This window comes from Aquirufa sp. Wall-65K1 (assembly GCF_054558475.1).
Genome location: NZ_JBPXKD010000004.1, coordinates 161,680 through 184,110, shown reverse-complemented (window position 1 = coordinate 184,110; position 22,431 = coordinate 161,680). Strand labels below are relative to the sequence as shown.

At 39.6% G+C, this 22,431-nt stretch carries 20 protein-coding genes; 6 read left to right on the top strand and 14 right to left on the bottom strand.

The genetic code is table 11. The annotated features are described in order from the left end of the window. Positions 1-16: 16 nt before the first annotated feature. A complete protein-coding gene (locus ACST15_RS08180; RefSeq protein WP_459454170.1) occupies positions 17-694 on the top strand; it encodes a YggS family pyridoxal phosphate-dependent enzyme in 678 nt (225 codons plus the stop codon). On the opposite strand, the gene ACST15_RS08175 is transcribed toward ACST15_RS08180, so the two are convergent. Further along, positions 689-2,701 (bottom strand): BatA domain-containing protein, encoded by a 2,013-nt coding sequence (locus tag ACST15_RS08175; protein WP_459454169.1) that lies wholly within the window; start codon positions 2,699-2,701, stop codon positions 689-691. The two genes, ACST15_RS08180 and ACST15_RS08175, sit on opposite strands and share 6 nt — an antisense overlap. Before the next feature lie 63 nt (positions 2,702-2,764). After that, positions 2,765-3,238, bottom strand: a complete 474-nt coding sequence (greA, locus tag ACST15_RS08170) for a transcription elongation factor GreA (RefSeq protein ID WP_223142889.1) — start codon at positions 3,236-3,238, stop codon at positions 2,765-2,767. A 212-nt stretch (positions 3,239-3,450) separates the two neighbouring features. On the opposite strand from greA, the gene fmt reads away from it, so the two are divergent. Then, complete coding sequence (fmt, locus tag ACST15_RS08165) at positions 3,451-4,368, top strand: methionyl-tRNA formyltransferase (protein ID WP_459454168.1); 918 nt, start codon at positions 3,451-3,453, stop codon at positions 4,366-4,368. Here the strand turns inward: fmt and ACST15_RS08160 are convergent. The 4 genes from ACST15_RS08160 to ACST15_RS08145 are packed head-to-tail and all read right to left on the bottom strand — an operon-like array spanning position 4,358 to position 7,658. Further along, complete coding sequence (locus tag ACST15_RS08160) at positions 4,358-5,356, bottom strand: M15 family metallopeptidase (RefSeq protein ID WP_459454167.1); 999 nt, start codon at positions 5,354-5,356, stop codon at positions 4,358-4,360. The genes fmt and ACST15_RS08160 overlap by 11 nt on opposite strands. 10 nt (positions 5,357-5,366) lie before the next feature. Continuing rightward, positions 5,367-6,020 (bottom strand): LysM peptidoglycan-binding domain-containing protein, encoded by a 654-nt coding sequence (locus tag ACST15_RS08155; protein WP_459454166.1) that lies wholly within the window; start codon positions 6,018-6,020, stop codon positions 5,367-5,369. A gap of 3 nt (positions 6,021-6,023) precedes the next feature. Further along, the gene (gene purE / locus ACST15_RS08150) at positions 6,024-6,512 is read right to left on the bottom strand and encodes a 5-(carboxyamino)imidazole ribonucleotide mutase (protein ID WP_459454165.1); all 489 of its coding nucleotides are present in this window, start codon (positions 6,510-6,512) and stop codon (positions 6,024-6,026) included. A 12-nt stretch (positions 6,513-6,524) separates the two neighbouring features. Next, on the bottom strand, positions 6,525-7,658 hold the full coding sequence (locus ACST15_RS08145; protein ID WP_459454164.1) for a 5-(carboxyamino)imidazole ribonucleotide synthase: 1,134 nt from the start codon (positions 7,656-7,658) through the stop codon (positions 6,525-6,527). A 93-nt stretch (positions 7,659-7,751) separates the two neighbouring features. Here ACST15_RS08145 and ACST15_RS08140 point away from each other — a divergent pair, with 93 nt between their 5' ends. Further along, entirely contained in the window at positions 7,752-8,336 is a 585-nt protein-coding gene (locus ACST15_RS08140) for a DUF6580 family putative transport protein (protein ID WP_459454163.1), read from the top strand. Positions 8,337-8,455: 119 nt separating this feature from the next. Here ACST15_RS08140 and ACST15_RS08135 read toward each other — a convergent pair whose 3' ends face one another. The 6 genes from ACST15_RS08135 to rsmH form a co-directional block, all read right to left on the bottom strand. Then, a complete protein-coding gene (locus ACST15_RS08135) occupies positions 8,456-9,697 on the bottom strand; it encodes a 3-phosphoshikimate 1-carboxyvinyltransferase (protein WP_459454162.1) in 1,242 nt (413 codons plus the stop codon). 13 nt (positions 9,698-9,710) lie between these two features. Continuing rightward, the gene (gene mraY, locus ACST15_RS08130; RefSeq protein WP_459454161.1) at positions 9,711-10,922 is read right to left on the bottom strand and encodes a phospho-N-acetylmuramoyl-pentapeptide-transferase; all 1,212 of its coding nucleotides are present in this window, start codon (positions 10,920-10,922) and stop codon (positions 9,711-9,713) included. Between the two features lie 62 nt (positions 10,923-10,984). Further along, positions 10,985-12,445 carry a UDP-N-acetylmuramoyl-L-alanyl-D-glutamate--2,6-diaminopimelate ligase gene (locus tag ACST15_RS08125; RefSeq protein WP_459454160.1) on the bottom strand — a complete coding sequence of 487 codons (1,461 nt, stop codon included), beginning with the start codon at positions 12,443-12,445 and terminating at the stop codon, positions 10,985-10,987. 1 nt (position 12,446) lies between these two features. Beyond that, positions 12,447-14,576, bottom strand: coding sequence for a penicillin-binding protein (locus tag ACST15_RS08120; protein ID WP_459454159.1), 2,130 nt, complete (start codon positions 14,574-14,576; stop codon positions 12,447-12,449). Positions 14,577-14,579: 3 nt separating this feature from the next. Further along, a complete protein-coding gene (locus ACST15_RS08115; protein ID WP_459454158.1) occupies positions 14,580-14,969 on the bottom strand; it encodes an FtsL-like putative cell division protein in 390 nt (129 codons plus the stop codon). 1 nt (position 14,970) lies between these two features. Further along, on the bottom strand, positions 14,971-15,885 hold the full coding sequence (gene rsmH / locus ACST15_RS08110; RefSeq protein WP_459454157.1) for a 16S rRNA (cytosine(1402)-N(4))-methyltransferase RsmH: 915 nt from the start codon (positions 15,883-15,885) through the stop codon (positions 14,971-14,973). Positions 15,886-16,009: 124 nt separating this feature from the next. Between rsmH and ACST15_RS08105 the strand changes: the two genes are divergently transcribed. From ACST15_RS08105 to nhaA, 3 genes are read left to right on the top strand one after another with little or no spacing between them, the layout of a single operon-like run. Continuing rightward, entirely contained in the window at positions 16,010-17,245 is a 1,236-nt protein-coding gene (locus ACST15_RS08105; RefSeq protein ID WP_459454156.1) for a peroxiredoxin family protein, read from the top strand. Beyond that, on the top strand, positions 17,245-17,952 hold the full coding sequence (locus ACST15_RS08100) for a phosphatase PAP2 family protein (RefSeq protein WP_459454155.1): 708 nt from the start codon (positions 17,245-17,247) through the stop codon (positions 17,950-17,952). The genes ACST15_RS08105 and ACST15_RS08100 overlap by 1 nt, the downstream gene beginning before the upstream one ends. Positions 17,953-17,970: 18 nt before the next feature. Continuing rightward, complete coding sequence (nhaA, locus tag ACST15_RS08095) at positions 17,971-19,107, top strand: Na+/H+ antiporter NhaA (protein ID WP_459454154.1); 1,137 nt, start codon at positions 17,971-17,973, stop codon at positions 19,105-19,107. An 82-nt stretch (positions 19,108-19,189) separates the two neighbouring features. On the opposite strand, the gene ACST15_RS08090 is transcribed toward nhaA, so the two are convergent. After that, positions 19,190-20,392, bottom strand: a complete 1,203-nt coding sequence (locus tag ACST15_RS08090; RefSeq protein WP_459454153.1) for a pyridoxal phosphate-dependent aminotransferase — start codon at positions 20,390-20,392, stop codon at positions 19,190-19,192. A gap of 112 nt (positions 20,393-20,504) precedes the next feature. After that, entirely contained in the window at positions 20,505-22,334 is a 1,830-nt protein-coding gene (locus ACST15_RS08085) for an ABC transporter ATP-binding protein (protein WP_459454152.1), read from the bottom strand. Positions 22,335-22,431 lie beyond the last annotated feature (97 nt).

Sequence of the window (22,431 nt, the reverse complement as noted above, 5' to 3'; positions counted from 1 at the left end):
TTTACAAATTTCAACCATGTCCATCGCTCAACAAATTTCAACCATTCAATCACAATTGAAATCTAGTTCTGCGAAACTCATTGCAGTGACTAAAACTCGAAGCATTGAGGAACTAAAAGCCACCTATGATGCTGGCATTCTTGACTTTGGTGAAAACCGAGTACAGGAAATGGTGGACAAACAAAGTCAACTTCCAAACGACATCAGGTGGCATCAAATCGGTCATTTACAAACGAATAAAGTAAAATATATTGCCCCCTTTGTTCATTTAATTCATTCCGTAGATTCTTTTCGTCTATTAAAAGAAATTGATGCCCAAGGGAAAAAAGTAGGCCGGATTATTCCATGTCTTTTTCAAATGTACATTGCCCAAGAGGAAAGCAAATTTGGCCTTGATGAAAATGAATTATTGAGCATCTTATCAAGCCCTGAATTCGCTGAATTACAGCACATTAGGATCATAGGATTAATGGGAATGGCTAGTTTTACCGAGAATGAGGCACAGGTCACTCGTGAATTTAATTCCTTGCGTGAGCTATTTATCAAACTTCAATCCAAGGAAATAGGATATGTTACTGGCCTGGTTAAGTGGAAAGAATTATCCATGGGTATGTCTGGCGATTTCTTGTTAGCGGCACAATTGGGTTCAACCATGGTACGGGTTGGATCAGCGATTTATGGTGCTCGTTCATGAGGAATAGCTATTCCACATCACTAGCGCCATTTCTACTAAAAAGAAAAATAAAGCTAAACCGAAACAATACATAGCCCAACTCATGCTAGGATTGCTTTCCCCAAAATTCTGAGGTAGTTGCTGCTGGATACTTACCTGGCTTTGGCCTTGATAATGATCTTTCAGTTCATCCAAGGAGTAGCTTGCTAATTGACTAAACTCTTTGGGATAATTGAATGCCAAAGTCGCCATGGTTTTTGAACCAATTTTAGCCTCGACAAAACCGCTTGCCCCAGACCTTAGGTCTTGCATCATGCTAAGAGGAATTTGACACAACCAAGACTTTCCCTTCCAATTTTGCTCAGGAATAAAACGTTGGCCTTGTTTATGCCAAGTCAATAAACTTTTTTCGGGTGATTCAAACACAAAATCTGGACTGGCCTTTATGTCAACTCCATTGGGCGAGATTCGCTGATGCAATACCGGGTTGGAGGCACTTGACAATACGATTTCATGCCAAACAGGCAAAAACAAGCCATGTTTATTAAATCCATCCTGAGGTGTTAAAATGGATGAGGCAAACAAAAAAACTGATCCTTGTCCTAAGCTAATTTTTTCTAAATAGGGTTTTCCATTCATCCATGAAATCAACACTTCTGGGCCTGGATTCCATTCCCATAATGGCTTAGAAGTCCAAAGTTTAGCTCCTTGATTCCCCGATCTTTTAGCTAATATTTCTTGAAAAAAACTAGGGCGTGAGGAAACTTGTTGGACTGGAAGTTCAGATTGTGCCGTTTGAGACAGCTGTTTCCCTGATCCCATTAAAAAACGGTTGATATCTTGTAAGGTAGCCGTATTGGGGCCCTGATTAGGAATAATAGCTATACTATGCCCCTGGGCCACCCATGAATTCAAGGCTTTCCAATCGGAAGCAGATATGTCTTCTACTCCTACCAAGCAAATAAATGCATCATCAGGCAAATGAGAAGGCAATATTTCCGATGCAGAAATAGGTTTAAATTCAAAGAATTCCTCCTGCTCAAATACTTTGGCTAAATTTTGAGGGTTTCCAACCACAAAGATCTTACGAGGAGCGGAACTTTGAAGCAGGAAATAAAAACTATTATCAAAAGCAACCGGATCATCCGACATGAATTTTGCTTTGTAAACACCCGATTTATTCAGTGAAAATGGAAAACGCAATTCAGTCAACTCATCAGGTTTTAAATTTACCGACTGGCTTGCCATCTTGAAATCATTCAAATAAAGTGAAAACTGCCTATTTTTCGCTGCTTTTGTTCCACCATTCTTCACCCGAACAATTAATTCATAACTGGTATTGGGACGAATGAATTTATGCGACAAGCGAAGACTATCCACATAGATATTATCGGCTTCAATCCCTTTCATTGCCTGTAAAACATATTGACCCTTTTTAGAAAATTCAGGTAAGGCTTTATTCTTGGGGAAATCTGAAAACCAATACAATAATGGTTTCGAGTTCGTTTCTTCGGCTATCTGCTGGGCATTGGCCAACACTTGAGAGGCCTTCACTATACTCAATCCTGGGCCTTGCTGGTTCCATTGTTCCTTGATTTGAGGCCAGGATTTGGATTCAAAATCTTGGCTTTCTACATCATTAAAAAACACATGGGCTTGACCATTAGGGCTAGCAGGAAGTGCTTCGGACTTCTCCAAATAGGCCTTTCTATTTCCCAAAACTTGAGTTGGGCTGTTATCCACATAAAGAATGACTGGAGATGAGGTTCCTTGGCTCAAGGATAATGGCCCCAAAGGATTGGCAAATCCTAGTATCAAAAAAAAGAGGCTAAGTAGTCGCGCCAACAAAAGCCATATTTTCTGTACTTGCTTAAGGCCTTTTCCTTCTTGATGAATCTTTTCAAGCCAACTTAAATCCGAATAATATAGGACCTTGGCTGCCTTTTTTGAGTAAAAATGCATCCAAAGTGGTATGATTAATCCCAATAAGGCCCATAAATACATGGGATGGGCAAAATGAATATTCATATCCCCTAAAATACAAAAAATCCCAATCGAATGATTGGGATTTCAAGATTTGAAACGATTATCTTAACGAGTAATTGAAATAATTTCAAATTCCAATTTCCCTGCTGGTGCTTGAATTTCTGCCAAATCTCCTACTTTCTTTCCTAATAAACCTTTGCCGAATGGAGAGGATGCTGAAATTTTTCCAGCCCGCAAATCAGCTTCTTCTTCCGAAACGATGGTATAAGTTACCACGGCTCCAGATTTGGTATTTTTAATCTGAACGATGGAATAAATAGAAACCTTGGATAAGTCAATGGTTGACTCATCTAATACTCGAGCGTTGGCCACAATTTCTTCCATTTTTGAAATTTTTAGTTCCAAAAGTCCTTGAGCATCTTTGGCGGCATCGTATTCGGCATTTTCACTTAAATCACCTTTATCACGCGCTTCTGCAATTTGCTTAGCCATATCTGATCTACCTTGAATCTTTAGGTGATGCAATTCCGCCTTTAACTTATCTAGGGCCTCTGCGGTGTAATATTGTAACTTTGCCATATGCTTTGTTAATTATATAGGGTGATAAAAACAAAATAGAACGGCCTCCGACCGTTCTACTTAATTTATTCGTAGTTTTGTTTCGGATTCGTTCCTAAAATAAATATTTTATAAATAACACGTAATTCGGTTTATTTTGCCATGCAAAGGTAATTAAAAAGCTGAGAGATTCCCAAATCATTTCGAATATCCGAATTATTGATCCATTATATATGCGTATTGTCTTTTTTGGTACTCCGGAATTTGCTGTTGCTAGCCTAGAAGCTTTAATTGAAGCTAATTTCACTGTTGTGGCCGTGGTTACAGCCCCTGATAAACCAGCAGGCAGAGGCCAACAAATTCAAGCATCCCCAGTTAAAATTTTTGCTGAAAGTAAAAATTTACCAGTTCTGCAACCACTTAAATTAAAAGACCCTGCTTTTTTAGAAGAATTAAAATCATATCAAGCTGACTTACAAGTAATTGTTGCCTTCCGCATGTTACCTGAAGCTGTTTGGAACATGCCTCCCCTTGGCACCTTTAATCTGCATGCTTCCTTATTACCTAATTATCGCGGTGCAGCACCTATTCATTGGGCGGTGATCAATGGGGAAACGGAAACCGGTGTTACGACCTTTTTCCTACAGCATGAAATCGATACAGGAGATTTATTATTTCAAGAAAAAGAAGTTATTTCTTCCACAGATACTACGGGGGAACTTTACGAGCGTCTTATGAATAAAGGGGCTAAATTGGTCGTTAAAACAGCTCAAGCCATCCAAGAAAACAATATACATCCCACTCCCCAAATCCTAACAGGTGACATGAAGCCAGCACCTAAATTACATCGGTCAACGGGTGAGGTACATTGGTCCAAAACGGGACGAGAAATTATCAATTTAGTGCGTGGTATGCATCCATTCCCTGGCTCCCACACCCAATTTCAAGGGAAAAACTGCAAATTGATTCAAGTAGCATTTCACCCAGAAATCATTCCTGACTTAGGTATTGGAGTTTGGGATTCAGACCAAAAAACCTATTTACGTGTAGGATGCGCAGATGGGTACATCCAGATTTTGGAATGGCAAATGGAGGGAAAAAAACGCATGAAAATAGCCGAATTTTTAAGAGGATATTCTTTTACTTTTTAGCCTGCCGCTGCCACAATCCTAAGCTAAAAAAATATCCCGTGTTACCTCTTTGAACATAGGCCCATTGATCTTTTAAATTAACATGAATTCTCGGTTTGGGATTTAGCTGGTAACTGGCTATCCAGGCATGGGCACTTGCCGGAATGGGTTGTGCCTTTTCACAAAGACAAGCTTGATTCAAGCGAAATTCATTCATAGCTTCCAAAAGGTCTTGGGTATCTTGAACTAAATCTTCTCGACCCACACTGGCCTTTTGAGTATAAACCTGTTCATAATTAGCCTTAAAATGTTCAAATTCAAAGGCTAAATTAGGATGTTGGCGAAGCAGTTCTGCTGAATTTTTAAAGGCTTGAATATGGCCCAAATCTGGGAAACCCACAAAATCTCCTCCCCAAAAAAGCCCAAGGTCTTTGGCGATTGTACCCATTTTCTCATAGATCAACCCGTGTTTCAAATAACGTTTTTTCCGATAAATTGCGACGTCTGCGGCAAGGCTAAAATTATGCATGGATAAAGCAATTTTAGATTTACCTCGTCGCTGTAAAGCTAATTGCTGTTTTAATGAGCGCGTCTCCGAAGAATAGCGCATGGTAAAATATTTGAACTTAAATTTCGCTTGTAAACTATCTTTAAGGGATTTAAACAAACTAATATCATCTTCTAATTCCAATGCCCAAAAAGCGGTTAAATCGGGCTTTTCAATCATAATTCGTTGAGCCAAATATTCATCTACCGACTCATTCATCCGAAAGGTACTATCTGATTGAAAAGTTTTTTCCAAACGTTTTCCTTGACGGTCTTCTAAGATCAAGGTCAATTGAGTATAGGGATTTAAGTCTAGCAAGCTGTCTTGCTGGGCAAACATCCAGACCAAATCTTTAAACTGAAGACTATCTACTTGAAAAGGTTGACAGGTTCTTACTATGGATTGCGAAAAGGCCGTGCAGGAAATAATGCTCAAAAAAAAGAGAATTAGGGCTTTCCGCATGGAATATAATTTAATGTAAAGGGATGATGAGTTGTTCTCCTCGCAGGGTTATATCTTGATCTTTGTGATTAACTTCCATCAAGGATTTTTTAGAAACGCCATATTTAGCGGCTACTACCCGAAGGACATCGCCTGGCCCAACCGTATGTATGGTTTGAATTTTCACATTCAATTTGGTTACTCCTACTTTTATCCCATTGGGATCAACACCCGGATTGAGGGCTTTTAATTGGTCAGGTTTAAGTCCAAATCGATTGGCTATGCCAAAAAATGTCTCTCCTTTTTCGACAGTATAACTATGATTTTTACCAGCCACATTTTTTAAGCTTTCTGCTTCAGGTACTTTTTCGGCTTCCGCTTCTTTTTTCTGGGCTTCTAAGGCTTCTTGCGCTGAAGCAATAGAATCAGTGGAACTATTCACAGAGGAGTTCGGCTCCAAATCTTCTGTTGAATCAATGATGATGGGTGTAGGATCGTCCAACAAAGTTTCATCCTCTTCCATTTTTAGCTTTTCAGCCTTTACTAATTCCTCCGACTTAGGACTCAAAAAATGCTCATATCCCACCATCATTAAGCCTAATAAAGTCGCCAATAAAATCACTAAAGTGATTAATGGAAGTTTGGCAGTAGAACTATCTTTGATGAATGAAAATGGATTTTTCATGAATTATGACAAATTTGATTTAGTTTTTTGGCTCATTTCAGCCACCTTTTCAATTAAATCTTGCTTGTAGGTCACTAATTTTTGAGATAAAGTAGCATCCGAAATGGCTAACATTTGTACCGCTAAAATACCAGCATTTTTAGAGGCATTCAATGCGACCGTGGCTACTGGAACCCCATTGGGCATTTGAAGAATTGATAAGACAGAATCCCAACCATCAATGGAATTAGACGATTTTACAGGAACTCCAATTACTGGTAAAATGGTAGCGGACGCTACCATACCCGGTAAATGGGCTGCACCACCTGCACCGGCAATGATTACCTGTACGCCCCGCTCTTTGGCAGTTTGTGCATACTGAAGCATTTTTACCGGAGTACGATGAGCTGATACAATATCTACCTCATAAGCGACTCCAAATTCCTTGCAGACTTCGATTGCATCTTGCATAACCGAAAGATCTGAACTACTTCCCATGATGATTCCTACCATATCCTTTGATGCTTAACTAATGACACGAATGATTTTTTTTACTTGCTTGGCTTTCTCCTCTACTTCTTCCCTACTGGATCCAATGATACTTACATGACCCATTTTTCTATAGGGCTTGGTGATTTTTTTTCCGTATAAAAATGGATAAACTCCTGGAATAGCTAATGCGTCAGCCAATCCTTCATATTTTACTTTTCCTGCGTAACCTGGCTCTCCCAATAGATTTAACATACCAGCAAAAACATTGGTCGAGGTATCTCCAAGGGGCAAACCAGCGATGGCTCTCAAATGCTGCTCATATTGAGAAGTAGCATTTGCCCGAATGGTCTGGTGTCCAGAATTATGCGGACGTGGGGCTATTTCATTGATTAAGACTTGTCCGTCTTTGGTCAAAAACATTTCCACTGCTAATATTCCCACCATTTTCATTTCTTCAATTAGGCGGGTAGCTATTTCAACTGCCTGAGCCTCAATTTCATTAGAAATAGCTGCTGGCGAAATCAGAAATTCTACTAAATTTTGGATTGGGTGAAAAACCATTTCAACAGTCGGAAAGGCTTTTACTTCCCCATGAATATTTCTTGCTACGATGACTGCCAGTTCTTTTTCAAAATCTACCGCCTTCTCCAATAAACCAGGTGCATCAAAACCTTCGGCAATTTGAGATGCGTCAGCAATCAATTGAACTCCTTTCCCGTCATATCCTCCTTTACCTAACTTTTGATAAGCCGGTAAAAAATCCAGATGTTGATTTATTTCTTCCCGTGATTCAATTAATCGAAAATCGGCTGTAGGAAAACCATATTGTTGGAAAAACTGCTTTTGAGTTCTTTTATCTTGAATCATCCGAAGCAAATGAGGCTGAGGAAAAACTTGTTTGCCTTCTGATGCCAATTTTTCTAGCGCATCAATATTCACATGTTCAATCTCGATACTAATCAAATCTTGCCCTTGACCGAACTGATAGACCTTGTCAAAGTCTTGAAAAGACCCTTGGGTGAATTCATAAGCTAGCCGATGGCAAGGCGCCTCAGGATCTGGATCAAGGCAGGAAATTTGAAAATCCAAATCAATACCTGCTTGCAAAAGCATGCGGCCTAACTGTCCTCCCCCTAATAATCCAATTTTTGGCAAGTCTTGATACATAAATTCCATTCGAATAGATAAAATTACTGCTTTTGTTTTACCTTTGGAAATTATTTTCCCAGTCCAAAATAGATTCTTTCAAATTTTAAGATAATGTCGAAAAGAACGCTTACCCTCATTTGCATTTTATTGCTAGCTGTTGTTAGCCGACTTTTAATATTGGCTGGACCGGCTTGGGCTAATTTTTCTCCCATTACATCCATGGCCTTATTCGCTGGGGCCTATTTTAGCAGTAAATCACAATCCATCTCTTGGACTATATTAAGTATTTGGTTGGCTAACTTGGTATTAAACAATTTGGTTTACCCCCAATATTACCAGGGCTTCTCATGGGGCTTTGCACCTATCCATATGACATTATTCGTAGGTATCTCATTAATCGGAACCTATATGTTGAAAAATAAAATGACAGCGCTGAACTTCTTAACATCCAATTTAGCGGTAGTTATTGGTTTCTTTCTACTTTCTAACTTCGCTGTTTGGTTAAACATTCCGAGCATGGGTGCTGCTATTGTAGGAGATGAACTGGTGTATTCGAAAGATTGGAATGGATTAATGCAGTGTTATGCCATGGGATTACCCTTTTTGAAAAATAGTTTGATTAGCCAATTCTTATTCTCTGGTATATTATTTGGAGGCTTCGAATTGTTAAAAAAACAAGTCCCTGCGTTAAGGTAATTTCTGCTCAATCTGATCAATCTGCTCAATTCGAGTAGATTTGACAACCTTCCAAAGGTTGTCAAATCTAAGTGAAATTCAACAAATATTGATATCCCTAGGAATTAATACCAAGATACTTATACCTCGGAATCTAAGATTTTGTCGACATGCGACCAAAAGCTTGGGTAAGATTTAGCTACTACCCCAGGTTCATGAATAACAATTTCTGTTATTAAACCCAGCGGTGCAAAAGCCATAGCCATACGGTGGTCATCGTAGGTATCAAACTCAGGTACTTGGCTGCTAGCAAGGTTGTTTGGCCCTGATAATTCATATTTTACCCCTTTTTCTACCTCCACTAATTGGCCACCAATCTTCTTTAATTCTTGCTGAAGTGCCAATACGCGGTCTGTTTCTTTAACTTTTAATGACTCAATTCCCGTCAAGGTTAAATGAATATTTTTGGCGGCAGCTACTACACAAATAGTTTGGGCCAAATCAGGACAATCCGTGAAATCCCAAGCTAAACTTGGCTTGGCTTTACTTTTGGTCAACAAAAACCCTCTTCCTGTATAAGTGCTTTTAACTCCCATTTCTGCCATGATGTGCTGTATGGCGGAATCTCCTTGGAGGGAGTTCTCTTTCAAGCCCAATAACTCCAAAGAAGCATCATCAAAGGGAGATAGGGCTACCATGGAATACCAATAACTAGCACCCGACCAGTCTGACTCCACAGCAAATGGATTTACTAGATATTTCTGAGCAGGTATCGAAATAACAGCTCTATTCCAATCTGCCTCGGCTTGTATTCCAAAATGACGCATTTGAGCCAGTGTCATTTCTACATAGGGCTTTGAGCCCAATGAACCTGTAATCGTTAATTCTAAACCCTCTGGCAAGAGAGGTGCAAGCATTAAAATGGCAGAAATAAATTGTGAACTCACATCTCCACGAATGGATAAATGTCTATTTCCTGCATAGGTAAATCCATTGAGTTGCATGGGAGGGTAACCTTCCTGATTCAGGTAGGTAATATCTGCTCCAAGCGTTCTTAATGCATCAACCAAAATCCCGATAGGACGTTCGCACATTCTTGGAGTGCCCGTCATTTTTTTCTTTTGACCTTTGATGGCATAATAAGCCGTCAAAAAACGCATGGTGGTCCCGGCATCTAACACATCCGCCACGTCACCATTCTCTGCCAATAAGCGAATCATGGTTTGAGTATCTCTTGCTTCCGCCAAATTAGATACATTAGACAAGGCTCCTCCCGCTAAAGCATTGATAACCAATGCTCGGTTACTTTCCGATTTAGAAGCCGGCAAAGGAATAATTTCTTGAAAGGATTTGTTTCGTGGGAATAGGCAAATTTGACTCAAAACTAGCTAGCGCTTAGCGCAATTTTAATGTGACAAGTGATATAACAGCTAAAATAATACCCACAATTAGGAAGCGGATAACAATTTTAGCCTCATGGTAATTTTTCTTTTGAAAATGGTGGTGCAAAGGAGACATCAAAAAGACGCGCCTACCTTCACCATATTTTCGTTTGGTATACTTGAAATAAGCCACCTGTATGATGACTGATAGATTTTCCACCAAAAAGATTCCGCATAAAACGGGAATCAACATTTCTTTGCGAATCACAATAGCCAAGGTGGCAATGACTCCACCCAACATCAAACTTCCCGTATCTCCCATAAACACTTGGGCAGGATAGGCATTATACCACAAAAATCCGATGCATGCTCCAACAAAGGCCGCACAAAAGATAGCGAGCTCCCCTGAATTGGGAATAAACATCACATTTAAATACTGGGAGAAAACCTTATTACCAGATACATATGCCAAAATAGCCAAAGTCAAACCGATAATCACGGAAGTACCTGCTGCTAAACCATCCAATCCATCGGTGATGTTTGCGCCGTTTGAAACAGCCGTGATGATAAAAATAACAACCAAAACATAGACCACCCATACATAATGATCAGGGATAAAATCTGGCAAAAGCATGTTATAATCGAACTGATTATTCTTCAAAAATGGCACCGTAGTCATCAAGGATTTATGATCCGTATAGGACTGCAAAGTGGATCCATCAGCTAACACACTTACTTTAGAAAAAAGCCTAACTTTAATATGCTCATTGAAATACATGGTCAAACCCACGATAATCCCTAGACCGATTTGACCTACAATTTTAAAGCGACCAGATAATCCGTCTTTATTCTTTTTAAAGACCTTGATGTAATCATCTGCAAAACCAACTGCACCTAACCAAATAGCAGAGGTTAGTAACAGTACAATATATACGTTGGTAATTTTAGCAAAAAGTAAGGTGGGGATAATTAATGACAAAAGGATAATAAATCCTCCCATGGTGGGCGTGCCCTTCTTTTGCATTTGCCCTTCCAAACCTAAATCCCGTATTTCTTCTCCAATTTGAAGTCTTTGCAAGCGATAAATAACGGCTTTGCCCCAAATAGCTGCTATCCCCAAAGAGGTTATGATAGCCATAAACACGCGAAATGAAATATATTGAAATACCCCTGCTCCCGGAATGTTCCATTGCTTATCTAGGTAATCAAAAAGGTAATACAACATATTTCTGAAATTTGGATTAGATATTAAAAGCAAAAATGCAAAATTTTACAGCGATGTACAAATTAATTCGAGGCTTCAAAAGCTTCTCCAATGACTTGTTTATCGTCGAAATCATATTTTACACCTTGTATTTCTTGGTAGGTTTCATGTCCTTTACCTGCTACTAAAATGATATCTCCTGCTCCCGCTAAATGCTGAATTGCATAAAAAATACCCTCTTTTCGATCAACCAAGCGAGTCATTTTCCCCTTTTCTTCCTCCGTCAATCCAGCTTCCATTTGATCTAAAATATATTCAGGATCTTCCTTTCTAGGATTATCTGATGTCAATACCAATGAATCCGAATATTTAGCAGCCAAAGCCGCCATGATTGGCCTTTTGCCCGCATCACGGTTACCTCCACAACCTACTACGGTGATGATTTTTTGATTTTTTGTACGAATTGCTTGAATGGTTTTTAAAACATTTTCCAAGGCATCAGGTGTATGGGCATAATCCACAATGGCCATTTTTTGTTGACTCCCTGCCATTTGTTCAAATCTTCCCGGAGCTGTTTTTAGGCTGGACAATTGAATCAATACCTCTAAAGGATCCTCTCCCAAAATAATAGCTGTGGAATAAATAGCTAGTAAATTATAGGCATTAAAGGTGCCAATCAATTGAGCATGTAAATGCTGCCCATTGATTTCCAATTGCAATCCCGACAGTCCATTACTAATAATCTTGGCTTTAAAGTCAGCTGCATTCAACAAGCCATAGGTATATTTCTTGGCTTTGGTATTTTGTATCATGACCATCCCGCGCTTATCATCAACGTTGGTCAAAGCAAAGGCCGAAGTACCTAAGGCGTCAAAAAAACCTTTTTTAGCGGCAATATAGGCATCAAAAGTCTCATGAAAATCGAGGTGATCACGAGTAATATTGGAGAATATGGCTCCACAAAACTGAACCCCAAAAATACGTTTTTGTACGACGGCATGAGAACTCACCTCCATGAAAACGTGACTACAACCTTCTTCTTTCATTTCCCTTAGCAAGGCTTGTAAGCTCAAGGCATCGGGTGTCGTATGTGTAGCAGGAATTACTCGATCTTCAATCTTGTTTTGAACCGTAGATATCAAACCACAACGATGTCCTAGTTTTCTAAAAAGCTCAAATAATAAAGTAACAGAAGTCGTTTTTCCATTGGTTCCTGTAATTCCAATTAATTTCAACTCCTTTGAAGGATTGCCATAGAACTCTGCCGAAGCTAAAGCCAAGGCTTCATTGGAATCCTTTACTTGAATACAAATAACATCAGCAGGAATAGCATCGGGTAATTGCTCGACCACCCAAGCGGTACAACCTTGGGCATATACTTGTGGTAAAAACTGGTGACCATCTACTTGTGTGCCTCGCATGGCAAAAAACAAAGATCCTTTCTGTGCCTTTCTTGAATCAAAACACAACATTTCAACCGATTGATCTTCGCCAGCTATTTGTAATGTGGGAATCGATTGAAATAAGGTCTTAACTAATGCCATATTATTGAAGTTGAATTTGTAATAAAAGATTTTTTCGGGTAGGACTTCCCGGGGCTAAAGACTGACTTACTACGGTTCCTAAACCATTGGCTTTAACTTTCAGTCCTCTGTTTTCCAGGGTAAATAAGGCATCTCTTAAATTCATACCTACCACATTAGGTACCGTCTTAGCAGGAAAACTCAATGGAGTATTTTGTACCAATTGCTTATCCATTTTAAACTGTAACCAACTGCCATCTTCCTCTACCTTCGGTAAACCAAAATTGGAATACAATATGGACTGATCCATGGGATGAACCGTATGGCTCAAAGATGCTTTGTTTAAAGAATCTGGTAAGGTCCCGGCCAGTTTGCGCTGAAGTTTCATATCCCGCAAGTAAATATTATCCGAAATTTCCTTGAAAACCGGCGCTGTTACCTGCCGAGCATAGGTTGCTTCTGCATGCCCTTGTGGATTGTCAATGGAAACTAAAATCGTGTATTTAGGCTTTTTCACAGGGAAATAACCAATAAAAGAGGTATAGTATTTACCCGGAATATATCGACCATTGATGATACGCTGGGCGGTTCCAGTTTTTCCTGCAATCCCATAGGTGGTCCCTTTGATATTATTGGCGGTACCTTTAGTCACCACCCCTTCCAACATACTTTTAATTTTTTCTAAAGTCTTGGGAGAGCATAAAGGCTCCTGATCCTTAACCTGACTAGCTCGATAATCAATCACAACTTCATCCGCACGGGTGGCTTTAGTAACAATGATAGGTTGAATCCAATACCCGTTGTTTGCAATAGCATTATAAAAAGAGATCAACTGTAGCGGGGAATATTGAGTGGAATATCCCACGGATGACCAAAGTAATTGAAAGGCATCCCACTTGGCAGGAACAGGAAAATTAGGCCTTGGATTTGGTTGGATTTGAAAATTTAGGGATTCTATTAAATGATACTTTTTTAAATAATCATAAAACTTGGCTGGCTTAGAAGCAAATACCTTTTTCATAAGTACCATAGTGCCCACATTAGAAGAACTTTCTATCACTTGAGCCACCGAAATCGTTCCCATCGGGTGAGAGTCAGACATGGTCCCATTATAATGATGGTATTTTCCATTTCCAGTAGATACAGGCATGTCCAATGGCAAATCGGCCTCCTCTAGCATGGCCATCATGGAAGGTAATTTAAATACCGATCCCGGGTCCCTTGCTTCTCGAATCGCATAATTAAAGCTCTCTGAATAACCTGTGGGTGAATTCGCGTTCTTTGACAAATTTGAAATCGCCTTGATTTCGCCCGTGGCTGTTTCCATCACAATAACCACCCCATAATCACCTTCATAAGTGGTCATGGCTTTCATCAAAGCCGATTCGACAATATCTTGAATATTGATATCCAAGGTAGTATAAATATCTAATCCGGGTTTAGGGACAGATTCTTCTCCTCCTTCCACAGGTCGCCAAGTGTTTTTATCCATTTTCTCAAACAGACCTTTACCTGGTATTCCTTTTAATTCCTTGTTAAAACTACCTTCGATACCTACAGCTACTTTATCTTTTAAATAACCAACGGTACGATAGGCCATTTGACCAAAAGGAGCATAACGAACATTTACTTTATCGAATACAATCCCCGTTTTGGTGGCTTCTCCTAAATTAAATAAAGGGAATTTAGCCACCTTTTTACGTTCTTGAAAATCCAATAATCGGTTATTCAACAAGAGGTAATTTTTACCATTCTTTTTCGCTGACACAATCTTATTCTTGTATTCATCAGCAGTATGATCCTGAAAAAAATTGGCTAAGGCAATGGACAGTTCGTCAATATGTTCTTTGAATTTTTTTTCCGACGCGGCATTTCTATTGTAAACGGAAGGGTCTAAACCTAACCTGTATTTAGGCAAAGAAGTCGCCAATAAACTTCCATCATCCGAGTAAATATTTCCTCGCGTGGCTTCCACACTTCGCTCCTTGATATAGGTATTAAATACATCATTCCGCAAAGTCTCGCCGTTGATGAATACAATTTTGTACAAGTTGATAACTAAGACCAAAAACAACATAACCACCACGATAAAAAAGGCGATGAATCGTTTGGTAATAATTTCTCGAATATTTTGTCTTTTTACTTTTGCCATGAGCTAGTCGTTGTTTTTAGCTTCTTTTGATTGATCATAAACGACTTTAGTAGGCGGTGTCAAGCTTAATTCCAAGGCATATTTCTTCATAGCAATGGCCAAATAACTCTGTTTCCCAATCTTCATGAATTCGGCTTTCTGAGTAGTATAATCAGCCCGAATCTCTTCTAATTCCGCTTTAGTTTTGGCTATTTGATGGATTTTCCCATCTGCTAACATAGAATAATAGATATAAGTCAAAATCAGCAAGGCCACATAAGCAATCCGCAGAACCAGCTTAAAAGGTAATTCTCCACCTGTAAGTGGATCCATGTTAAACAATAAATCCAATATCCCTTCTTTGGGAACGGAAGCTTTAGGAGCTTGCTCAGTATCAGAAACTTGTTTTGCCATGTTACAATTTAGCTGCGATTCTTAATTTAGCACTACGTGAACGCGGGTTTCTTTTCAACTCTTCTTCTGAGGCCGTAATGGGCTTACTGATGACAGATTCCAAGGGTTTATGAACCACGCCGAACAAATCTTTATCTTCTTTACCCTGACAATCACCTGTTCGAATAAAATTTTTCACCAATCGGTCTTCCAATGAATGAAAGGATAAAACAACCAATCTCCCTTCTGGAGCCAATAAATTAGCTGCTTGTTCTAAAAACTCTTCAATAACCGCGAGTTCTTGATTCACCTCAATACGCACTGCCTGAAAAGCTTGCGCAAAGTACTTGAACTCCCGTGATCTTGGAGCTAATTTAGCCAATATTTCTTTGAATTCCGACGTCGTTTTTAAGGCTTTTTGCGTCCTAGCTTGAACTACTGCTTGAGCTAAAGTTCGAGCATTTTTAATCTCCCCATACATGCCAAAAATCTTTTGCAAGCTGTCTGCCGAATAGGAATTCAACACCTCAGCTGCATCGGTGGAAGCAGATGGTCCCATCCGCATATCCAAGGGCCCGTCAAAACGTGTAGAAAAACCGCGCTCTGCAGCATCTAACTGAAAGGATGAGACGCCAAAGTCTGCCAATATTCCATCGACTTGTTTAATCCCATGTATGCGTAGGTACTTTTGAATATGCCTGAAATTGGCTGTAATCAATTCCAATCGACCATCATCAATTTTCTCAGCTTGTCGCCAAGCATCCGGATCCTGGTCAAAGGCAAATAATCGTCCATCTGGCCCTAATTCTTGTAGAATGGCTCGGGAGTGACCTCCACCTCCAAATGTCACATCGACATAAATACCCTCTGGTTTAATGGCTAAGCCATCAATGCATTCATGCAATAAAACAGAGGTATGGTAAGGGTTCTCGATCATAGGTTGTAGTCAAAACAAATTTACAAATTATCCTGCGGTCATTTCATCAATTTTCGAAATTGTCACCATTTTTTTTAATGCCGCCTAGCTTTCTCCTATCTTTGCGGACATGCATCTAAATATCATGAAGAAACGATATCTATTTTGGGTAATGATTACCCTCTTTTTGGCAACTCATGGTTTAGCCCAATCTAACAAAAAACCTCAAATGGGACCTTGGAGAGCGGAACTCAGTTCTCAGGGAGGCGGCTTACCCTTTAATTTACATGTAGCCCCAGGAAAAAAGAAAAATACCTTTTTAATCAAGGTCATCAATGGTTCGGAAAGCTTTCATTTAGGTGAATCCTTTTTTCGGGGAGATTCTTTAGTCATTCCCTTTGATCTATATGATTCTGAGCTGGTAGCCTATCTAGAAAGCCCTCAAAAGATGTCAGGCTTCTGGATTAAGAAAAGGAATGGAAAATTTGTCAACAAACTTCCATTTCAAGCCAAGTTTGGATCCAAAGAAAGATTCACCCAGTTAAAGGCTCCAACGGTTAATATTAGCGGTACCTGGAATGTCGATATTTCCGTGGACGACAAGCACACTCCTAGCGTGGGAGTATTTAAGCAAGTAGGCAATAAAGTAACTGGGTCTATTTTACAGACCTCGGGCGATTACCGCTTTTTACAGGGAAATGTATCAGGCGACAGCCTATTGGTGAGTTATTTTGATGGAAGTTTTGTTTTACTTTTCAAAACCAAAGTCATTGGCAAAGAAATCAAGGGAACATTATTCTCTGGTTTTGCCACGAAAAAGGATGTCAAAGGTACCCTTGACCCCAAGGCAAGCCTACCTGATTTGAAAAAATTAACCTTTTTAAAGCCAGGCTATGATCGTTTAAATTTCAGCTTACCAACTCCCAAAGGGGAAACAATCAGCCTACAAGATGAGCGTTTCAAAAATAAAGTAGTCATTGTCGAAATCATGGGGTCTTGGTGCCCGAATTGCATTGATGAAGCGCGATTTTTAGCCCCTTTTTATACTAAAAACAAAGCAAAAGGTGTGGAGGTCATTGGCGTATCTTTTGAATACTCTCCTGATATGGCCGTCTCTGGACCTAAAATTGAGAATTTCAAAAAGAAAATTGGTATCGATTACCCCCTTGTTTTTGGTGGTGTACCCAATGATGAAACCATCGCACAGGTTTTCCCGATGCTAAATAAATTTTATGGCTACCCGACCACATTTGTCATTGATAAAAAAGGTAAGGTTAGAGAAATTCATACCGGATTCTCGGGACCAGGAACAGGCTTATACTACACGGATTGGGTGCAAGAATTTGAAAAAACCATCCAAAACCTTTTAAAAGAGAAATAATGCCAACTTTAAAATATTGGGCTCTAGTTTGCTTACTGATACTTGGAATAAACGTTTCCTACGGACAAGAGAAAAAAAGCAATAAACTGAAGCCCTGGATAGCCCCCGTGGGTTTAAGTTTGGGTGGATTAGCTTTTTATAACCAAGCAGCCCACGATAGGCAAGTTAGTTGGCATCATGAAAACTACCACGGTTTTCAATCCTCCGCTGATGATTTCTTGCAATATAGCCCCACACTGATTCAAATTGGAGCCCGAATTTTAGGGGCTAATGCAAAGCATAAAGGAAAAGAACAATTAGGAATATTTATGTTGGGAACAGGTATCTATGTGGTCTCTACCCAGGGTTTAAAACGGATAATCAACGAAACGCGGCCCAATGGTGGCGAACATTCCTTCCCATCAGGGCATACAGCCACTGCCTTTTTTGGTGCCACGGTATTAGCCAAAGAACTAGGGAAAGAATATCCTTGGTTAGCCGTAACAGGCTATACTTTAGCCACGGGAACCGCCTATTTACGACTTGCCAATCATGAACATTGGCTAAGTGACGTGCTCGTTGGAGCGGGTATTGGTATCGCATCAGCTGAATTAGCCTATTGTATTTACCCAAAACTAAAACAACATTTCTCTTCCAAACAGGCCTTTCAATGGGAGCCAAAAATTGCTCCGAATTATTATGCCGCTAGCTTTAGCTATCATTTCTAAATAACCTCAAACCATTCTATGAAGGCTAGTAAATTATTTAAAGAATTCTTTGAAAGCGAAAAGTCGAGTGGTATCATATTGATTTTTTGTACCCTATTTTCTCTGTACATTAGCAATTCTGCCTGGGGAGATGCCTACCACCATTTATGGAAAACTGAAATTTTAGGCCACGCTCTTGAGCATTGGATCAATGATGGATTGATGACCATCTTTTTCTTATTAGTTGGGTTAGAATTAGAAAGAGAAATTTACATTGGGGAGCTCTCAAAAATCAAGGAAGCTTCTTTCCCCATCATAGGTGCCTTAGGTGGTATGATAGTACCTGTCCTCATTTATACTCTTTTCAATTTTGGCACCCCCACCATTTCTGGAAGTGCCATTCCTATGTCCACGGATATTGCTTTTGCCTTGGGAGTTTTATCACTTTTAGGTAGTAAAGTACCTCTGTCTTTAAAAATATTTTTGACGGCTTTGGCGGTAATTGATGATTTAGGAGCCATTGTTATCATTGGTACATTTTACTCTAGTGGCTTAGATTGGACTAATTTATGTCTATCATTGGGCACCTTTGCCCTATTGGGAGGATTAAACTTTGCCAAAGTACGTTCCATACCTTTATATTTAATCGGAGGATTAGCCATGTGGTATTTCATGGGGCAATCCGGTGTACATCCAACCATCACGGGAGTATTATTAGCCTTTGCTATACCCTTTGACAAGGGCGACCAGCATTCCATTTCTACTAAAATTCAGCACTTTTTACATAAGCCCGTCAGCTTTGGCATATTACCCATCTTTGCTTTAGCCAATACCGCCATTATCCTAAACACAGATACAACTAGTAAACTCTTAGAATCTTATAGTTTAGGTATTTTTACAGGCCTAAGTTTAGGCAAGCCAATAGGAATATTCCTTTTTTGTTTTCTTGCTTCCAGCCTTGGATTGAGCAAAATACCCAAAGATTTAACATGGGGATCCATCGTGGGTGTAGGATTTTTGGGAGGAATTGGATTTACCATGTCCATATTCATCACCAACTTATCCTTCCATCAAGAATCCATTGTGGATGTATCCAAGTTTAGCATTTTATTGGCCTCCTTGGTATCTGCCATCATAGGATTCAGCATGTTAAGTAAAACGTTAAAGCAGAAATAGTCTAGCAAGGTGACCCTGCAAGAAAAGGCATAAAAAAAGGTTAGCCGTTGAGCTAACCTTTTATCTATATCTTGAAATTTGTTTATTTCAATTTAGCAACGGCATTTTTGATGCGCTCACAAGCTTCTTCCAATTGCTCATCAGCTGCAGCCGTAGAAATACGCATACAATTAGGCGCTCCAAAACCTGATCCAGCTACTGTAGCCACGAAAGCTTCTTGCAATAACCAGTTACAGAAATCATCAGAATCGTTGATGGTTGTTTTACCATCAGATTTTCCGTAGAAAGAAGAAATGTCTGGGAATGCATAAAATGCACCATCTGGCATATTTACCTTAAATCCTTCTATCTCACGTAATTTTCCAACCACTAATTTACGGCGACGGTCATAGGCTGCTTTCATTTCATAAGCATGATCTAAAGTGCCATTGAATGCAGCTACTGCTGCTTTTTGTGCGATAGAATTCGTTCCTGAGGTTACTTGACCTTGTAATTTTTCTACACCATCAGCAATCCATTTAGCTGCTGCAATAAATCCTATTCTCCAACCCGTCATGGCATGACCTTTGGCTACACCATTTACCGTGATGACACGGTCTTTAATTTCAGGAATAGAACCAATAGAGAAATGTCCACCTTGGGTGAAGTTGATGTACTCATATATTTCATCTGCCAATACAAAAATACGCTCATGACGAGCAACGACATTGGCGATGTCACGTAACTCAGATTCTGTATAAACTGACCCTGTAGGGTTGTTTGGAGATGCGAACATCACCATTTTAGTCTTAGGAGTAATAGCTGCCTCAAACTGCTCTGCTGTCACTTTGAAATTATTCTCAAAAGAACCCTGAACAATGACAGATGTTCCCTCGGCTAATTTCACCATTTCTGAATAGGAAACCCAGTATGGAGAGAATATGATTACCTCATCACCTGGATCAATTAATGCAGCAATAGCATTAGCTAATGAATGCTTAGCTCCGGTAGAAACAACGATGTTTTCAGAAGCCCATTCTAAACCATTATCACGCTTAAGTTTGTTGGCAATGGCCATACGCAAATCAGGATAACCTGCTACCGGTGAATATCCGTGGAAACCATCATCAATGGCTTTCTTGGCTGCTTCACAGATATGCGCTGGAGTTTTAAAATCAGGCTCTCCAACCGATAAACTTATAACTTTATGACCTTGGGCGGCTAATTCACGTGCTTTTTTAGTCATTCCCAAGGTGGAAGACTCTTCTAAAGCTTGAATTCGTTGTGCTAATAATGATGATGACATAGTAGATAATCAATGCTAATTTTTACAATTCGAACGCAAAATTACCCTTTTCTAAATGGAATAACTAATCATTTCTTGATAAATCGATTAAGGAATTTATCAAAGGGTAAGATTATTTGGAATGACTTAATTTGGCATAAACGCCCTTAGGATCACGCATTAATTCATCATGAGTTCCTCTTTCCACAATCTTACCTTTTTGAACCACCAAAATTTGGTCTGCATGCTGAATAGTGCTTAAACGGTGTGCAATCACCAATACTGTTCTGTTTTTCATCAGGTTGGTCAAAGCCGCTTGAACCAATTTTTCCGATTCATTATCCAAGGCGCTCGTAGCCTCATCCAAGATTAAAATTGGTGGATTTTTCAAGACTGCTCTGGCAATGGATATCCGCTGCCGCTGCCCACCTGATAATTTAGATCCTCTATCGCCAATATACGCCTGATAGCCTTCGGCTTGGGCCATAATGAAATCATGTGCATTCGCTATTTTGGCGGCTTCCTCAACTTCTTCCTGACTTGCTTCCGTACCAAATGCTATGTTATTGAAAATAGTGTCGTTAAATAAAACGGACTCCTGGGTCACAATACCCATCAGCGATCGTAAATCTTCTAAAGGCACCTGCTTGATAGGCACCTCATCAATCAAAATTTGACCTGAGCTAGGATCGTAAAAACGGGGCAATAAATCTGCCAAAGTAGATTTACCGCCTCCTGAGGGTCCCACCAAGGCAATCGTCTTTCCTTTGGGTATTTCAAAACTAACTTGATCCAATACCCATTTATCCTTTTGATAGGCAAAATTCACTTGATCAAAAACAATTCGATTTTTCAATTCCTTTTTTGGAATAATAGGCTCTTCTGCTACAATGCTTGGTTGGGTATCTAATATTTCAATGATACGGTCTGCACTGGCCACTCCTCGCTGAATTCCACTAAATGCATCAGCTATGGCCTTAGCTGGTCGCATGACTTGTGAAAAAGTCGCAATAAAAGCAATGAACGTAGAAGCACTTAACTCCCCATCACCAGAAATCACGAGTGTTCCTCCATACAGCAATATCCCCGTAACAACCAATACCCCCAAACTCTCCGATACCGGGGAAGTAAGCTCTTGTCGGAACACCATCTTCAATAATGAATGTCGGTATTTACCATTTTCTTGTTGAAAACGCTGATCCATCATGGGCTCTGCCCGAAATGCTTTTACCACGCGCATTGCCCCAAAGGTCTCATCCAACAAGCTAATCAAGCCACTTAAATGTTGCTGTACCTCTCCAGCGGCCCGGCGCAATCTCCTGGTTATCGTGGCTATAACCCCTCCTGAGAGTGGTAAAATCATGAGTGAAAACAAGGTCAATTTTCCAGACATACTGGCCAAAAAGACAAAAAACAACACCAATGAAAAGATTTCTTTGAAGGTGGCAGTAAATGCCCGACCAATGCTGTTTTCTACCTCTTGTACATCTGTAGTTAATCTTGACATTAAGTTTCCCTTCTTCCGCTCGCTGAAATAACTCAAGTCCAATCGTATGGCTTGCTCAAAAACAGCCTGACGCAAGGAAGCAATGGTGTCCGCCTCCACTGTTTTTAAAACCCTTTGTGAAAAATAGCGAAAGATATTCGACAAAATCACGGAAATCATAATAGCCCCACAAGCATATTGCAAAGCGCCTATTCGGCCATATTGCTCCAAGGCCCCATAGAAATAATGATTGAAAGCAAAGGAGAAATAATTGGGTGAGAAAGAAAATTCAGGTAATTGACGGTATAATTCAATATTAGAGGCTGCAGCCTGATTGAATAGCACATTCAAAAGGGGAATCAGCAAGGTGAAATTTAAGATTCCAAATAAGCTAGCCAATAATGAAAAACCAAAATAAGGAAATATATACTTCCGAATGGAAACGGCATAGCTAAGAAGTCGGAGGTAGGTTTTCAATGAGAATCTTTCTTAAATTTAGGCCAAATTACTACAATTTTAATAAACTACTTTAGAATTTATAGCCTTTCAATGCCCTCTATTCAGATTAACAACT

Coding starts and splice junctions, on each gene's coding strand:
- ACST15_RS08175 (WP_459454169.1), bottom strand. CDS start 2,701: ATGAATATTCATTTTGCCCATCCCATGTATTTATGGGCCTTATTGGGA.
- ACST15_RS08155 (WP_459454166.1), bottom strand. CDS start 6,020: ATGAAAAATCCATTTTCATTCATCAAAGATAGTTCTACTGCCAAACTT.
- ACST15_RS08160 (WP_459454167.1), bottom strand. CDS start 5,356: ATGCGGAAAGCCCTAATTCTCTTTTTTTTGAGCATTATTTCCTGCACG.
- ACST15_RS08115 (WP_459454158.1), bottom strand. CDS start 14,969: ATGGCAAAACAAGTTTCTGATACTGAGCAAGCTCCTAAAGCTTCCGTT.
- ACST15_RS08140 (WP_459454163.1), top strand. CDS start 7,752: ATGTCGAAAAGAACGCTTACCCTCATTTGCATTTTATTGCTAGCTGTT.
- mraY (WP_459454161.1), bottom strand. CDS start 10,922: ATGTTGTATTACCTTTTTGATTACCTAGATAAGCAATGGAACATTCCG.
- ACST15_RS08120 (WP_459454159.1), bottom strand. CDS start 14,576: ATGGCAAAAGTAAAAAGACAAAATATTCGAGAAATTATTACCAAACGA.
- ACST15_RS08145 (WP_459454164.1), bottom strand. CDS start 7,658: ATGTATCAAGACTTGCCAAAAATTGGATTATTAGGGGGAGGACAGTTA.
- purE (WP_459454165.1), bottom strand. CDS start 6,512: ATGGTAGGAATCATCATGGGAAGTAGTTCAGATCTTTCGGTTATGCAA.
- fmt (WP_459454168.1), top strand. CDS start 3,451: ATGCGTATTGTCTTTTTTGGTACTCCGGAATTTGCTGTTGCTAGCCTA.
- nhaA (WP_459454154.1), top strand. CDS start 17,971: ATGAAGGCTAGTAAATTATTTAAAGAATTCTTTGAAAGCGAAAAGTCG.
- ACST15_RS08100 (WP_459454155.1), top strand. CDS start 17,245: ATGCCAACTTTAAAATATTGGGCTCTAGTTTGCTTACTGATACTTGGA.
- ACST15_RS08125 (WP_459454160.1), bottom strand. CDS start 12,445: ATGGCATTAGTTAAGACCTTATTTCAATCGATTCCCACATTACAAATA.
- rsmH (WP_459454157.1), bottom strand. CDS start 15,885: ATGATCGAGAACCCTTACCATACCTCTGTTTTATTGCATGAATGCATT.
- ACST15_RS08105 (WP_459454156.1), top strand. CDS start 16,010: ATGAAGAAACGATATCTATTTTGGGTAATGATTACCCTCTTTTTGGCA.
- ACST15_RS08180 (WP_459454170.1), top strand. CDS start 17: ATGTCCATCGCTCAACAAATTTCAACCATTCAATCACAATTGAAATCT.
- greA (WP_223142889.1), bottom strand. CDS start 3,238: ATGGCAAAGTTACAATATTACACCGCAGAGGCCCTAGATAAGTTAAAG.
- ACST15_RS08090 (WP_459454153.1), bottom strand. CDS start 20,392: ATGTCATCATCATTATTAGCACAACGAATTCAAGCTTTAGAAGAGTCT.